The sequence below is a fragment of the Paenibacillus rubinfantis genome (assembly GCF_001486505.1).
Lineage (GTDB): Bacteria > Bacillota > Bacilli > Paenibacillales > Paenibacillaceae > Fontibacillus > Fontibacillus rubinfantis.
The window spans coordinates 807,628-821,918 of the sequence record NZ_LN909065.1; the positions used below are offsets into that span (position 1 = coordinate 807,628).

The 14,291-nt window shown below is 54.2% G+C and carries 11 protein-coding genes and 1 other annotated feature; of the genes, 2 read left to right on the forward strand and 9 right to left on the reverse strand.

From position 1 onward, the window contains the following. Positions 1 to 48: 48 nt before the first annotated feature. The gene (ileS, locus tag BN3277_RS15320) at positions 49 to 3,144 is read right to left on the reverse strand and encodes an isoleucine--tRNA ligase (RefSeq protein WP_059044059.1); all 3,096 of its coding nucleotides are present in this window, start codon (positions 3,142 to 3,144) and stop codon (positions 49 to 51) included. Between the two features lie 52 nt (positions 3,145 to 3,196). Next, positions 3,197 to 3,570: a binding site (T-box leader), on the reverse strand. Positions 3,571 to 3,787: 217 nt separating this feature from the next. On the opposite strand from ileS, the gene BN3277_RS15325 reads away from it, so the two are divergent. Further along, positions 3,788 to 6,901 carry a family 78 glycoside hydrolase catalytic domain gene (locus BN3277_RS15325; protein ID WP_059044060.1) on the forward strand — a complete coding sequence of 1,038 codons (3,114 nt, stop codon included), beginning with the start codon at positions 3,788 to 3,790 and terminating at the stop codon, positions 6,899 to 6,901. Between the two features lie 97 nt (positions 6,902 to 6,998). After that, entirely contained in the window at positions 6,999 to 7,907 is a 909-nt protein-coding gene (locus BN3277_RS15330) for an AraC family transcriptional regulator (protein ID WP_059044061.1), read from the forward strand. Between the two features lie 51 nt (positions 7,908 to 7,958). Here BN3277_RS15330 and BN3277_RS15335 read toward each other — a convergent pair whose 3' ends face one another. The 8 genes from BN3277_RS15335 to BN3277_RS15370 form a co-directional block, all read right to left on the reverse strand. Further along, a complete protein-coding gene (locus BN3277_RS15335; protein ID WP_059044062.1) occupies positions 7,959 to 8,465 on the reverse strand; it encodes a DivIVA domain-containing protein in 507 nt (168 codons plus the stop codon). 131 nt (positions 8,466 to 8,596) lie between these two features. Beyond that, entirely contained in the window at positions 8,597 to 9,379 is a 783-nt protein-coding gene (locus BN3277_RS15340; protein WP_059044063.1) for a YlmH family RNA-binding protein, read from the reverse strand. Between the two features lie 2 nt (positions 9,380 to 9,381). Then, entirely contained in the window at positions 9,382 to 9,657 is a 276-nt protein-coding gene (locus tag BN3277_RS15345) for a YggT family protein (protein ID WP_082691471.1), read from the reverse strand. Positions 9,658 to 9,664: 7 nt separating this feature from the next. Then, on the reverse strand, positions 9,665 to 10,114 hold the full coding sequence (locus tag BN3277_RS15350) for a cell division protein SepF (protein ID WP_059044064.1): 450 nt from the start codon (positions 10,112 to 10,114) through the stop codon (positions 9,665 to 9,667). Then, on the reverse strand, positions 10,114 to 10,806 hold the full coding sequence (locus BN3277_RS15355; RefSeq protein WP_059044065.1) for a YggS family pyridoxal phosphate-dependent enzyme: 693 nt from the start codon (positions 10,804 to 10,806) through the stop codon (positions 10,114 to 10,116). Before BN3277_RS15355 ends, BN3277_RS15350 begins: the two co-directional genes overlap by 1 nt. A gap of 8 nt (positions 10,807 to 10,814) precedes the next feature. Further along, the gene (gene pgeF / locus BN3277_RS15360) at positions 10,815 to 11,666 is read right to left on the reverse strand and encodes a peptidoglycan editing factor PgeF (RefSeq protein WP_187380081.1); all 852 of its coding nucleotides are present in this window, start codon (positions 11,664 to 11,666) and stop codon (positions 10,815 to 10,817) included. Between the two features lie 71 nt (positions 11,667 to 11,737). Further along, positions 11,738 to 12,073 carry a YlmC/YmxH family sporulation protein gene (locus tag BN3277_RS15365; RefSeq protein WP_059044066.1) on the reverse strand — a complete coding sequence of 112 codons (336 nt, stop codon included), beginning with the start codon at positions 12,071 to 12,073 and terminating at the stop codon, positions 11,738 to 11,740. A gap of 198 nt (positions 12,074 to 12,271) precedes the next feature. Next, positions 12,272 to 14,215, reverse strand: coding sequence for an FAD-binding protein (locus tag BN3277_RS15370; RefSeq protein ID WP_059044067.1), 1,944 nt, complete (start codon positions 14,213 to 14,215; stop codon positions 12,272 to 12,274). Positions 14,216 to 14,291 lie beyond the last annotated feature (76 nt).

The following is a 14,291-nucleotide window of genomic DNA, read 5'->3' on the forward strand; positions in this document are numbered from 1 at the left end:
TTCAATTGCTACTATTATGACCTTCCTGGAAAAGCTCCATTCAGGCGTTTACGCGTCAATCGAAATCCCAATCGATTTGCTGCCGAGATCCACCGTTTCTGCAGACCCCTGCGGTTTGCCGAAGGCGACGTCGGTGATCAAGACGTTCTCGCGCAGCACATGTTCAAACGCGGTGATGGCCGCTTTTAGCTCATCGTCAACATCCAAGGTGAGGTGCACCCGTTTCTCGATCGGCAGATCCAGCTTTTTGCGGGTATCTTGCACCGCGCGGACGACTTCACGCACCCAGCCTTCTTGCTCCAGCTCCGGCGTGATATCGGTGTTCAGTGCAACGGTTAAGCCGTAACCGGAAGCGGAAGCATAACCCGGTTTCGCTTGTTTCTCCACCAGCAGTTCGTCAGCGGTAACCGTCAGCTCTTCACCTTCCGGCGAGGTCACAGTAAATTGACCTTGCTCCACGATCGCCCGGGTTTGCTCCGGTGCCAGATTTTTCAGGTATCCTTGCAGGAAACCAACGTTTTTGCCGTATTTCTTGCCGGCGACCTTCAGATTCATCTTCAGCGTGAAATCAACAAATCCGCTGTCGCTCGTCTCGATGTCGATCGCTTTAACGTTGATCTCTTCCTTGATGATTTCTTCATATTCGCCCACCGCGAATTCCCGGTCCATGGAGACGATCAGGCTGGACAGCGGTTGACGCGTTTTGATGCCGCTCTCGTTCCGGACGTTGCGGGCCAGCTCCACGATTTGCCGCGCGCTCTCCATATCTTGTTCCAGGGCCAGATCGATGAGCGACTCATCCGCTTGCGGATAATCGGCCAAGTGCACGCTCTCCCCGCCGCCCAGGTTGGTGAAAATATCCTCGGCGATCATCGGCGCAAACGGGGCGATCAGCTTCGATACCGTCAGCAGCACGTGTGTTAACGTCTGGTAGGCGGACAATTTGTCGTCGTTCAGTCCGCTGCCCCAGAAGCGGTCGCGGGAACGGCGGATATACCAGTTGCTCAGCTCGTCGATAAACCCTTCGATCGCTTGCGAGGAATTGACGAAATCATTTACCGCCAGGCCTTTATCCACTGCCGGAATCAAGCTGTTCAAACGGGACAGGATCCAGCGGTCCAGCTTGTTCTCCGAAGGACGGTACGCGTGGTCCTCCGGCTTATAACCGTCGATGCCGGCGTAGAGCGTCAGGAACGCATGGGTGTTCACCAACGTATCGACCACTTTGGACTTGGCTTCAGCTACGATCCCCTTGGAGAAGCGTTTGCTGTTCCAAGGCGCGCTGTCCGACAAAAGCGCCCAGCGGAACGCGTCCGTGCCAAACTCGTTGATGATTTCCCAAGGATCGATGACATTCCCCTTAGATTTAGACATCTTCTGTCCGTTCTCGTCCAACACGTGACCGGTGGCGATGACGGCTTTATACGGCGCTTTACCGGTGAACAGCGTGGACACGGCCAGCAAGCTGTAGAACCAGCCGCGCGTTTGGTCGATCCCTTCGCAGATCATGTCCGCCGGGAATTGCTCTGCAAACTTCTCCTGGTTCTCGAACGGATAATGATGCTGGGCAAACGGCATCGAACCGCTGTCGAACCAGACGTCGATCACTTCGCTCGTCCGTTCCATTACACCGCCTTCGCAATGCGGGCAATGGACCTTCACTTCGTCGACGTACGGCTTATGCAGCTCCAGATCCTCGCTGACCTGACCTACCGCATGCTCCCGCAGCTCGGCGATGCTATGCGGCGCGAACTGCCCGCCGCAATCCGGGCAAACCCACACGTTCAGCGGCGTCCCCCAATAGCGGTTCCGGCTGATATTCCAGTCAACCAGCTCTTCGAGGAACTTCCCGAAGCGGCCTTCACGGACATGCCCTGGATACCAGTCCACGGAGTTGTTGTTGGCGATCAGCTGATCCTTCACTGCAGTGGTTTCGATAAACCAGCTCTCCATCGCATAGTAGAGCAGCGGAGATTTACAACGCCAGCAGAACGGATAACTGTGCTCGTATTTCTCTTTGCTGTACAGCGTGCCTTGCTCCGACAGCATCTTCACGATATCAAGGTCGCAATCCTTCACGAAGCGGCCGGCAAAATCCGTCACCACGTCCGTATAACGGCCTTGGCCGTTAACGACGCTGACGAAGGTGATGCCGTTCTCGCGGCAGACGCGGTAGTCGTCTTCCCCGTGCGCCGGTGCCATGTGAACGATCCCTGTACCACTGGCATCGGTAACGAACGAGGCGCCCACAATCACGTTGACGTTCTCAGCCTGGATATAGGTGAACGGCGGCGTATAGGTTTTGCCTACGAACTCCGAACCTTTGTGCGTCGACAAGACCGTGTAATCGCCTTTCATGACTTTTTCAACCAAATTCTTGGCCACGATATATACGCCGTCTTCCTGCTGCACACGGGCATATTCCATATCCGGATTCACAGCCAGAGCCACGTGGGACGGCAGCGTCCAAGGTGTGGTCGTCCAAGCCAGCACATATTCACCGGTGTCGTTCAGCTTAAACTTCGCCGTGGCGCTGAGATCCTTCACGTCCTCATATCCTTGGGCGACTTCGTGGGAGCTAAGCGACGTTTGGCAGCAAGGGCAATACGGGCTGACGCGATGACCGCGGTACAGCAGGCCTTTGTCATGGATCGTCGCCAGGATGTTCCACACGCTTTCGATGTAGCTGTTGTTCAGCGTGATGTACGGATCGTCGAGATCCACCCAATATGCAATTGCTTCGGTAAATTCACGCCATTGCTTTTCATATCCAAACACGCTGTCTTTACACTTTTTCACGAATTCCTCAATGCCGTATTTCTCGATCTCCTGCTTGCCGGAAATGCCAAGCTCCTTCTCCACGCCCAGCTCAACCGGCAATCCATGCGTATCCCAGCCGGCTTTGCGGACAACGCGATAGCCTTTCATCGTTTGGTAGCGGCCGACGAAATCCTTGATAACGCGTCCCAGCACGTGTCCGATATGCGGTAAACCGTTGGCCGTTGGCGGTCCTTCGAAGAAGACGTAGTTCGGCCGGCCTGCCCGATTTTCGATACTCCGCTTAAACGTATTTTCGCGACTCCATTTGTCCAGAATCCGCAGGTCGCGCGTACGCGCATTTTCTTTGACGTCAACTTTCTTCATGCTTCTCTTCCTTTCTTTGATTCAACCTGAAAAATAAAAAAGCCCCGCCCCTAAAAGGGACGAGACTTGTGCTCGCGTTACCACCCTTGTTTCATGCACTTCAAACGCAGCCGCCGTTTGGACGAGGCCGCAAATGGGCATGACACCTTGATCCCATACGCTTCATATGGGGTCGGTGTAACGGCCGACAACCGGCAAGGCTTACTAAGTCGGATTATGATCACGAGGCAGACCAAGTAGATGATTCGGCACCGAATCTTGAATTCAACCAACCTTCTCGGTGCTGAAAATCCGATTTCAAGAAGAGTTCAGCCTTGCTTCTCCGGGAGGATCTTCCGTCCGCGCATTGAACATTGGCTTTCAGCAGGATGCCAACTCTCTGGGGAACAAAAATCGCGGCGTACTGGTTCCCATCATCAAATGATTCCATTATGCAAGTACAATATGTAAATAGTTATATCGCATTGCCTTCCCCGTGTCAATATAATGCCCCAAACCGGGGATATCACGCTACGCCCGGATTTCTTTTTTTCGGGATGTCAGTTATCCCCCACCTGAGTACGTTTTCCCCTCCTCTGTATCTTCGCCTGCTCTTTTATAATGAAAGGGATATCATTTGATGCGAGAAGGAGCGAGCAAACCGATGGAGACCCTCTGGCAAGGAAAATGGATCTGGCATTCCGGCGAATCCAGCCCGCGCAACGAGTGGCGTTGTTTTCGCAAAACGTTGATGTGGCCGAAAGAAAACGGCGGACAGGCGAGGTTGAAGCTCACGGCGGATTCCCGGTACGTGCTGTACGTGAATGGACAACGGGTAGGGCAAGGCCCTCCGCGATCCTGGCCGTTTCGGTTAGCCTATGACGAATACGAAATCGGACATCTGTTAAGACCGGGGCAAACGAACGTGATCGCCGTCATGGTGATGCATTTTGGGATCAGCAACTTCTATTACCTGCGAGGACGTGGCGGACTACTGGCCCAATTGGAGCTTGGAGACCCTTCTTCTGACCAAGGCACAGACCTCCCCCCTACAGACACCAACTCCGCTCAAGGACAGGTGGTGGTAGCGACCGACTACACCTGGATCACTGCGGCCCTTGCGGGCCACGACCCGCGCTCCCCGCGAATGTCCTGTCAGCATGCTTTTGCTGAAAGAATCGACGCCCGGCTCTGGGACGACAACTGGATTCAACCGGATTACCAGCCGGGACCGGAGTGGCAGCCAGCCGCCGTGATCGGCCCAGCGGGATGCGAGCCATGGGGAATGCCGGTCCCGCGGGACATTCCTTATTTGACGGAAGAGCCCGTTTATCCTCGGCGCGTTGAACAGCTCCGCAAAGTCACACCGGTTCAATTTACCGCGGCGATTGATCTGCGCAATCATTTTTTTGAAGAGAGCACTGATACGGCGAACCCGGCCGAATTCCTTGGGTTCCTCGCCACCGTGGTTCGCTGTCGGCAGAAATGCACGGCTACGCTGGGGCTGGTCGATGTCGGCGGGACGTTCCGCGGCTGCAGTCTGGACGGGGTTTGGTATGAGGAGAAGGCGCTGACGGGCGAAGCCCCCGAACGTTTCCTTCGCCTTGAGCTGGAGCCGGGCGACCATTTTTTGCTGATCGATGTCAGCGGCGGGACGCATGGGGGTGGGTATCATTTTGCTGTGGATGCGAAGGAGCCGCTGGAGTTCCTGTCTCCCCTTTTGTTAACGCAGGCGAACAACCTTCATCACACTCGGGAAGCTGATACGTCCGCCTTTGTGACCCTCGGCCCCTTTGATGGCGGGATTCGTTACGACCACAAGCCGAGTCCCCCGATGAATAACGCCCATCCGGACTATCTGCAAGCCAAAGAAATTTCGGATGCAGGGGGACTCCTGCCGTTTGCCCCATGGCTCCGGCCCGTTCCGGATGCGCTGGTCAGCCAGGAAGACGTCTTTATCCTCTCCGTTTGGAAAAGACAAGAAACTCCCCTGTCCATACCAAATACGCTTCAACAAGCGGTGATTCCCAGCTTCGAGCTGGCGGAGGTCCCCTGGTATCCCGACGCGGATACCGAATTCGTGATTGATTTTGGCAAAGAGCTGTCGGGATATTTAGAGTTCGAGGTTGAAGCGCCGGAAGGGGCAATCCTCGATTTTTACGGATTCGAGTTTATGCATGAAGGCCAACGCCAGGATACCTATGGATTGGACCATACGCTCCGATACATCTGTGCCGGCGGACGCCAAAAGTATACGTCTCCTGTACGTAGAGGCTTGCGTTACTGCCAGGTTACCGTACGAAATGCAGCGCATCCCGTGCGCATTCGAGCCATTCGAATGCTGCAAAGCAACTACCCGATCGCCGAGATCGGGCAGTTCCATTCCTCGGATCCGCGCTTAAACGACATCTGGCAAATCAGTCAACATACGACGCGGCTCTGCATGGAAGATACCTTCGTCGACTGTCCGATGTACGAGCAGACATTTTGGGTTGGGGATGCCCGAAATGAAGCGCTGGTCAACTACTATTTGTTTGGGGCCGACCCAATCGTGGAACGGTGCCTGCGACTCGTGCCCGGTTCCAAGTTTCAGACCCCGTTTTACGCCAACCAGGTACCCAGCGGATGGAACAGCGTGATCCCGAACTGGACCTTTTTCTGGATTATCGCCTGCTTGGAGCTGTACCGCCAAAATGGGGACAAAACTTTTGCAACGGAGATCTTCCCCCACATCGAATACACGCTTCAGCATTATTTAGAGCGGCTCAATACCCAAGGATTGCTGCACATCCGCAGCTGGAATCTGCTCGATTGGGCCCCGCTGGACCAGCCAAACGACGGCATCGTATCGCACCAGAACATGTTCCTGGTCAAAGCGCTGTCATCTGCCGCTGCGTTGGCGTCAGCCCTCGGCCATGACGAGGCCGAAGCGTTTTATACCGACCAGGCAAACCGCTTGACGATCGCCATCAATACGCATTTATGGTCGGAAGAAAAACACGCCTACCTCGATTGTATCCATACCGACGGGCGGCGTTCTGACATTTTCAGCATCCAAACGCAAGTGGTGGCCTTCTTATGCGGGATCCCTGAGCAGACCGACCCACCGATCAACGCGCAGCCCCAGTCCGATCCTGCCGCAGCAGCCGCAGCAGCTCATGCTTCAAGCAGAAGCCGGCTTGCGATCGTTCAAAATACCATTCGACGGCCGCCCAGCTCCTTCGTGCAAATCGGCAGCCCGTTTATGTCCTTCTTCTATTACGAGGCGCTAGCGAAGTTAAGCGAATGGGATGTCATGATCGAGGATATGCGCCATCAATACGGGCAGATGATCGATTGGGGGGCTACGACCTGCTGGGAAATGTACCCGAACTTCACGGAAAATCGGGCGAACCCCAATCTGCTGACGCGCAGCCATTGTCACGCCTGGTCCGCAGGCCCGGCCTACTTCCTGGGCGCTTACGTCCTTGGTGTGCGTAGCCTTGAACCCGGTTGGAGCCGAGTCCTCGTGGCTCCGCAGCCTTGCGGGGGATTATCCTGGGCGCGCGGCACGGTTCCCGTTCCGGGAGGCGGCAGAATCGATATCTCCTGGCGCTTGGAGTCCCCGAGTTCCGGAGACGCACTTGCGGGAGACGGACCATCGCCACCTGCCACCGCCCGGATGCATCTGCGCGTCGTGTCCCCGGACGGGATCGATGTCGTGATTCAGCCGCCGGGAGAGGTTGATGCCGTGGTCGAGCATATTCGTTTGGCCCCAGGCGCCGTTCTTTCAAACTAGCATGTCCCCAGGCAGGCTTAGCGCGTTCGTTTGTAATTGACCCTGCCAGGACCAGCCGCCTATAATAGGGGCAAGCGCAGGGAAGGAGGGATTTCGGTTGTCTTTATACCGAGGGGAGAAGGTATTGGAAGGTACCGCCTTTTTTACGGAATCCACCCCCTTTTTCTTTAACCGGGCCGAGGAGACGTTTGATCTGCAGATGCACAGCCATCGATTTGTGGAAATCGTGCTTGTGGCCGACGGGGAAGGGTTTCATTATATCGATGATGAGGTTGTTCGCGTCGCGAAAAACGATTTGTTTCTGCTCCCCGCCGGGGCCAGGCATGTTTTTCGCCCGAGCCACGCAGGCCTGCATCAGCCCTTGATCGTATACAATTGCTTGTATGAGCCGGGGAAGCTTCGCTCCTGTCTGGAGTGCCTCCCGGGATTCGAGGAGCTGCCCCATTCCAGGCACTGCCTGTTTGGAGAAGCCCCCATGAGGTGGTTGCACTTGAAGGATAGCGGCGGCCAATGGAGCACCTGGTTTCGTAAAGCTTACCGTGAATACTCGGAAAGAAATCCAGGTTATCTTCTTCAGCTATACGGTCTGTTTATCGAGCTGGCGGTCATGCTGGAGCGGCGGCTCGATCAAGCGAACTCCCGTCCCGCCGCCGCTCCGGAAAACCGGGCCATGGAGGAGGTCGTCCGCCAAATCGACGTCTCTTTTCATACTCCTTTAACCGCCCGCAGCTTTGCGATCGCCAGCCATGTCAGCGAACGCCATTTTCATCGATTGTTCCGACAATACGCAGGCTGCACGTTTAACGAATACGTCCAAAAGAGAAGAATTGAAGCGAGCCGCGAGCTGCTTGCCTCCTCCAGACTTCCTGTCAAGGAGATCATGCAGACCGTCGGTTATGCGGACAAAAAGCATTTCCTGTCTCTCTTCAGGCATATGACCGGCGTCTCTCCTTCCGAATATCGCCGGCAGATCTCGCGACTGGATCCGCTTGATGGAGTCAAATAACAAAACGCCATTTGGCACTCCTTTACGGAAGCCAAATGGCGTTGTTTGTGATTAATACAGTTCTTGTACCTCTTGCCCTTTATCCGCCACGCGTTCGCGGTTCTCCAAGGTATCCCAGCTGTCGCTGCTAAGCAAATCCAGCTGCGCTTCCACCAGTGTCCGGAACCGAGCGCGGTAGATGGACGCCTGCTTCTTGAGCTCTTCCACTTCCATGGCGATCTTGCGCGATTTGGCCAGCGATTCGTTGACGATCCGGTCGGCGTTCTTCTCCGCTTCCTTCACGATCAACTGAGCTTCCTTCTTCGCGTTGTTCTTCACTTCATCGGCCGCTTCCTGCGCAACGATAATCGTCTTGCTGAGCGTTTCTTCGATATTGGCGAAATGATCCAGTTTCTCCTGTAAAGTCAACAGTTGGTTATGTAGCTCCTTGTTCTCCCGGATCACGATCTCGTAGTCCTTGATCACTTGGTCGAGAAACTCGTTGACTTCATCTTCGTCGTAACCGCGAATACGTCTGGAAAACTCTTTGTTATGTATATCCAGCGGCGTTAATGGCATGATCCCCACCTCCTAGAAATTTCGAAACTTCCCTTGAACGGGAAGACGTGGTCAATTCAATTACGAGATACATTAGGAAACAGTTCGAACTATCTTATTCGACAAGAATCCGCCATCTCCTGCAAAACGCCTCACACAAATTTACCGATTTTGACACGATGTCTGCCCTTTTTGGTCAAGCCGCCTGCCTCGAGCACTTTAAACCGACCGAAGCCTTGCAGCGCAACCACGTCGCCTGCCTTCAGCGGGGTGGAGGGATCCTCTTCCGTTCTCCAGTTCACCCGGCAGCGACCCGCTTTGATCGGTATCAGCACTTTGCTGCGGCTTAATCGGAAAACATCGCTGACGATTCCATCCAATCGCAAGGAAGCCACCGTCAATTCCTGCGGCTCCAGCTCCTTCTCCATCGTTCTTAGCTCACTTAGGTTCAGCAGGTCGGTGAGGACGCTGACGCGATGCACCTGATGAAGGTTCATCTGCAGGAAGGGGGCAATCTCTTCCGCGACAATCACATGGCACCCGTCCTCGCGGACATGGATGTCTCCAATCTTATCGCGTTTGAGACCCAGTCCCAATATCGCCCCCAAATAGTCGCCGTGCTGCAGGGCTAAAAACTTCTGGTCTCCCGAGGTGATATCGAGTACTTTCAACCCCATCGATTCTTGGCCGAGATCCCGGTAATCCGGAGCAATTAACGCCCGTTGCCGTTCCGCGCCTTCATAGCCGCCGTCCAGCCGGAGTTGCGTATCCGGGTGCCGATTGGCCAAAGACTCCAGGATATAACACTGCCGCGGATCCAGGAAGTCGCTTAGCTTGACCTCATGATAATCCCCGGCATTAACTACCCATTCCCAGGCCCGGTCGACGAACGGCCGTTCCTCCGGTTTAAAATGTTCATAGAACTCCACCTTCATTTCTAATACCCGAAGATATAGTGCAGAACGCTCATTAATCCGAAGGCCGCCAAGCGGAGTACGAACAGGGCAATAATCGGAGAAATGTCGATCATCCCCATGATCGGTGGGATAAACCGCCGGAAAGGAGCCAAATAAGGTTCAACCAGCTTGCCGAGTAACTCGCCGATGAAACTTTCACGGGCATTGGGCACCCATGACATCAAAATATAAACCAGGATCATATAAAAATAAATATTGTATAGCAACCCCACGATGGAATCGATATAGCCTACCAAGCTGTCATCACCTCATTTTGTTGTAATCGGAATCCTCCGTTAAAATCTCTGTGATGGACCCTTGAATCTCCACGGTATCCGGCGTGCACAGAAAGATATTCGCGCCAACTTTGGAAATGCTGCCGCTTAACGCGTAAATGGTTCCGCTCAGGAAATCGATGATGCGCATCGCCTGATCATTGCGAACCCGTTGCAAATTCACGACGACCGACCGATGGGAACGCAGATGGTCAGCGATTTCCTGCGCTTCCTCATAGGAGCGAGGTTCGTAGAGGATCACCTTGACATTCTTCTGGGAGTGAATGCTGACCACGTTGTTTCCTCTCTGATTTTTACGGGATTCAAAGCTTGGGGTTTCAATTTCCGCATCCTCTTGGCCGGAAAACCGTTCGCGTTCCACAATCTCTTCTTCCTCCTGCAAGCCCAGAAAGTTCATAAACCGGTTCATTACTCCCATTACGTCAAGTCCCCTTTCCCCACTAAAATCGTTCCAAGGCGTACCCAGGTTGCCCCTTCCTCAATCGCCACTTCAAAATCTCCCGACATGCCCATCGACAATTCTGTCAAGGGCTCCTCGGTAATCGCCAGGGCGTTGAGTTGATCGCGCAACTCGCGCAACCGGCGAAATACGGGCCTTGTCCGTTCCGCCTCCTCCTCAATGGGGGCCATCGTCATCAGCCCGACGATCTTAATATGCTTCAATTCCGCGATTTGCCGCAGAACATCCGCCGCCGTCTCCGGCGATATTCCCTGCTTGGACACTTCGCCGGATACATTCACCTGCATAAATGCAGTCACGCTCGTTCCCAGCGCCGCCGCCCGCTTCTCCAACTCCCGGGCTAGCGACAGCCGGTCCAACGAATGAATATATTGAAATTTCCCGATGACGTCCTTGACCTTATTGCTCTGCAAATGTCCGATAAAATGCCAGGTCCCTTGCCCGCCAAGCGCTTCCCATTTGGGAACGGCTACTTGCGGGCGGTTCTCGCCGATATGCTCGATGCCATGCTCCAGGACATTACGCGTATCTTCAGCCGACACATATTTCGTTACGGCGACGACATGGACCTCTTCGCGCTTCCTTCCGCTCCGCTCGCAAGCCGCAATAATCCGCTCTTCCACGTGCTGTATTCGTTCCTTCAGCGACACGGGAAGGATCACCTCTCTTTTATGCCTATCCAGCTTGCCATTCTCCCTGTGACACCATTTTGCGCCCGGTAGGAGTAGAAAACCTCCGGATGGCAGCTTGTACACCACGTTGTACATTCGATATGAGTCGGCAATATTCCTGCTTTAATCATAATGATTCGATTGATTTCTTTCAAGTTCAGCATCGTTTTTCCTGCATGTTCTGACGCGGATGCATAAGACTTCTCCCCCGTGAGCTCCTCCTCAGAGGACAACGCCTCACGAACCTTCACCATCACCTTCTCATCCACCTCGTAGCAGCAACCCCCGATGCTCGGGCCGATCGCGGTGCGAATCTCGCTCCGCTGGCAGCCGAACTCGCGCTCCATCGTTTGAATCATCTCCGCTGCGATTAGGCGGACTGTACCTTTCCAGCCGGCATGGGCCAACCCGACGACGCCCTTGCCGGGATCCGCGAAATACAGCGGGACGCAATCGGCATAAAACGAAGTCAGCAGCACTCCCGGCACGTTCGTCACCAGCCCGTCCGTTTCCTGAAAGGCACTGCTGCGATCCAGATATCCCTTGCCGCGATCTTCGGCACGCACCACGGCAACGGCATTGCCGTGAACCTGCTCACCGCAGGTCCAGGCATCGGGAGCAAAACCCAGCGCTTCGGCTAACCGGCGCCGGTTCTCCAAGACATGCTGTGGATCGTCGCCCACATGATAAGCCAGATTCAAGCGATCATACGGCGGCTCGCTAATCCCGCCTGATCTTCCGGTAAAACCAACGCTGATTCCCGGAATTAAATCCAACCACGGAGCTAGCTCGAACCGTTCCACCTGTTCATCTTTAGCATTCCTTACAAACGGTTCCATCATCCATCTCCTTCGCAACCCTGCATTTCCTTCAAGTCTACCATAAATCGACGCGCTGCCGCTTATGGATTCTAGCTCCGCCGTTCCGCCCGCCCGTCCCGGTCGATATACACGGTTGTATCATAGGCCGTCTGCACTCGGTTTTCGCGCAGCTCCTCCATTTTGACCAAAACGACATCCGATCCGATCTTCACGATATTTTTCCAAGGGATAATCAAATCGCTGCCGCTGCCGAATAACCCCATGAATTTCGCCCCAACGGGGACCACAATCGCCTCGATGACCCCTTGTCTCAAATCCAGCTCCAGGTCGCTGATATGCCCGAGCCGTTTCCCATCCACGACATTGATGACGTCTTTCGTTTGGAAATCGGATATTTTCATACTCGCCCTCACCACATTGTCCATGGTTTTACCGCCCCCGTCCCGTGTAATTCCTCCGTCCCTTTACTATATGTGCGTAGGAATCGGCGCATGCGCCCTTGGCCACAGGAAAAGAAACGCCCGCCCGACCGACCACCAACGCAAAAAAAGAACCGCCCTTCCGAAATCCGTTGGATTTCCGGAAGAAGCCGTCCTTTTTTAATCCTGCTCGATTTTTCGTTTTTATTTCCCCAGCGCCCCGGCAGCTGCACTTTCGCCGCCCAGACGTCCGGAGGTAAAGGAATACCCAATGCCTACCCCGTTGCCAACGTAGGTGTCGTTAAACAGCACGCCTTCGGATTCAAGTCCAACCGCATAAAGTCCTTTGACCGGTACGCGTTTGTCGTTTAAGACTTGGAATTTAGGGTTTACGAGCAAGCCGCCAACCGAACCCAGGTTGTTGATCTCGGCAATGATCGCATAATAAGGGCCGTCGCCCATCGGAAGCAAGTAGTCTTTGGATTTGCCAAACTCTGTGTCTACACCGGTTTTCGTCGCTTGCGTATATTTGTTGTAAGCTTCCTTAAACACCTCTACGTCCATCCCGGCGTTTTTGGCTAATTCCTCGATCGTGTTGCCTTTATACCCATCCCCGTTTTTCACCATCGAATCAAAGACGGATACGACGTTCTTCCATGGGGTATCCAGCTTAAATTGATTGGTGAAATCTGCGTAAAATTCCGGAGGAAGGCCTGGCAGCCCCGGCGCTTTAACGCCGTTCATGCCCTTGGCTTCCAAAGCTTTCAATTGCGATTGCGATACGATAACCAGATGGTAAGGCCCGTTAAACGCACTCGTATTTGCCGCCGCAACTGCCGTTAAGGTAGCTGTCTCATCTCTGAAGCGGGCTCCCGATGGGCCCACGTTCATCAAAGTCGGCAGGTAGCTCAGCATCATCGGATAGCTGGCTTCAAAAGAGGAATATTGCTTCTTCAGATTGCTGGTCCCTCTGGCCAACGTCTGATGCAGCATTTGTCCGCCGAAGTTGTCCGGCACCTTCGCACCTACCGCCCAGGACATTTTCAGGCCTTCGCCAATGTTCTGTGCGAGTCCGCCATTAACCCCCTCAAAGCCAAAAGCTTCTTTAACCATTTCCTTGTTTCCTGCATATCCGCCCGTGGCCATTACAACGCTTTTGGCGCTGATTTCCAGCGTTGTTCCGTCCGCTTTTTCCGCTACGACGCCGGTTACAGCTCCTTTAGCGTCCGTCATCAGTTTCTTGGCGGTGGTTTCGGTAATCACCTTGCCGCCGTTCTTCTCTACGGAAGCCGCCAGCATCTTGCGAAGGGTTTGTTCACGGGTATTATAGGCCGGCAGCACATGAAGCTGTTCCCCGCCAAAGTTCATATAAGTCGTGACATACCCTTTGTTCTTCAGCCAATCGTACGTCTCCCCGGATTTCGTAACGTATTGGCGAACCGCCGCTGCATCCACTCTCCAGTGATTATTTACGATCCAATTGGAGATTTCCTGTTCCACGTTCACCTTTAATCCATCGGCTACCGCGGCGGAAGAGTTATAAAATTTACCCGCCCAAGACAAGTTGCTGGCACCGCCGATCACACCGGTTTTCTCGATGATCACGACTTTGGCGCCCTTGTCCGCTGCCGTCACCGCAGCTGAGACACCGGAAGCTCCGGCCCCAACAACAACGACATCCGCTTGGAGCTTTTCCGTTTTACCAACGCCAGGCTTCTTGACGCTAACTGATTTCAAAGCATTCACATCGCCGCCCGCTTTTTTCACGGCATTCTCTACCGCTTTCAGCATGGCATCGCTGGATACGCTTGCTCCGCTGACCGCGTCAATCGCTAACGATTGATTCGCCAGGATTTGCTCCTTGATTTTGTTCAGCGCGGAATCACCGAGACCTTCGGTTTCCGTTTGGCTGACGATTTTGATGTCCTTGATCCGATCCGCTTGCTCCATCGTCACTTGCACTTTGATAACGCCGTCTTTGCCTTCGGCTTCCCCGGTATACGTCCCCGCTTTAAAAGCTGAGGCCGCCGCTACCGTCGAAGAGCTGCTTCCCAGCTTCCCGGATTGCCACCCCCAGCCGAACATCGACGCAACCAGTACGATGCAGATGGAAAACATGAGCATTTTGTTAAATCGTTTGCTGCGCATTCCCTCTTCTCCCCTTACTGCATATTAAGCCTATTTTGTGATTATTTTCACATAAAACCACAAACAAGGCCTCATC

Coding starts and splice junctions, on each gene's coding strand:
- BN3277_RS15340 (WP_059044063.1), bottom strand. CDS start 9,379: ATGAAGGTGGAGTTCTATGAACATTTTAAACCGGAGGAACGGCCGTTC.
- BN3277_RS15370 (WP_059044067.1), bottom strand. CDS start 14,215: ATGCGCAGCAAACGATTTAACAAAATGCTCATGTTTTCCATCTGCATC.
- pgeF (WP_187380081.1), bottom strand. CDS start 11,666: ATGGAACCGTTTGTAAGGAATGCTAAAGATGAACAGGTGGAACGGTTC.
- BN3277_RS15335 (WP_059044062.1), bottom strand. CDS start 8,465: ATGCCATTAACGCCGCTGGATATACATAACAAAGAGTTTTCCAGACGT.
- ileS (WP_059044059.1), bottom strand. CDS start 3,144: ATGAAGAAAGTTGACGTCAAAGAAAATGCGCGTACGCGCGACCTGCGG.
- BN3277_RS15325 (WP_059044060.1), top strand. CDS start 3,788: ATGGAGACCCTCTGGCAAGGAAAATGGATCTGGCATTCCGGCGAATCC.
- BN3277_RS15365 (WP_059044066.1), bottom strand. CDS start 12,073: ATGGACAATGTGGTGAGGGCGAGTATGAAAATATCCGATTTCCAAACG.
- BN3277_RS15350 (WP_059044064.1), bottom strand. CDS start 10,114: ATGGGAGTAATGAACCGGTTTATGAACTTTCTGGGCTTGCAGGAGGAA.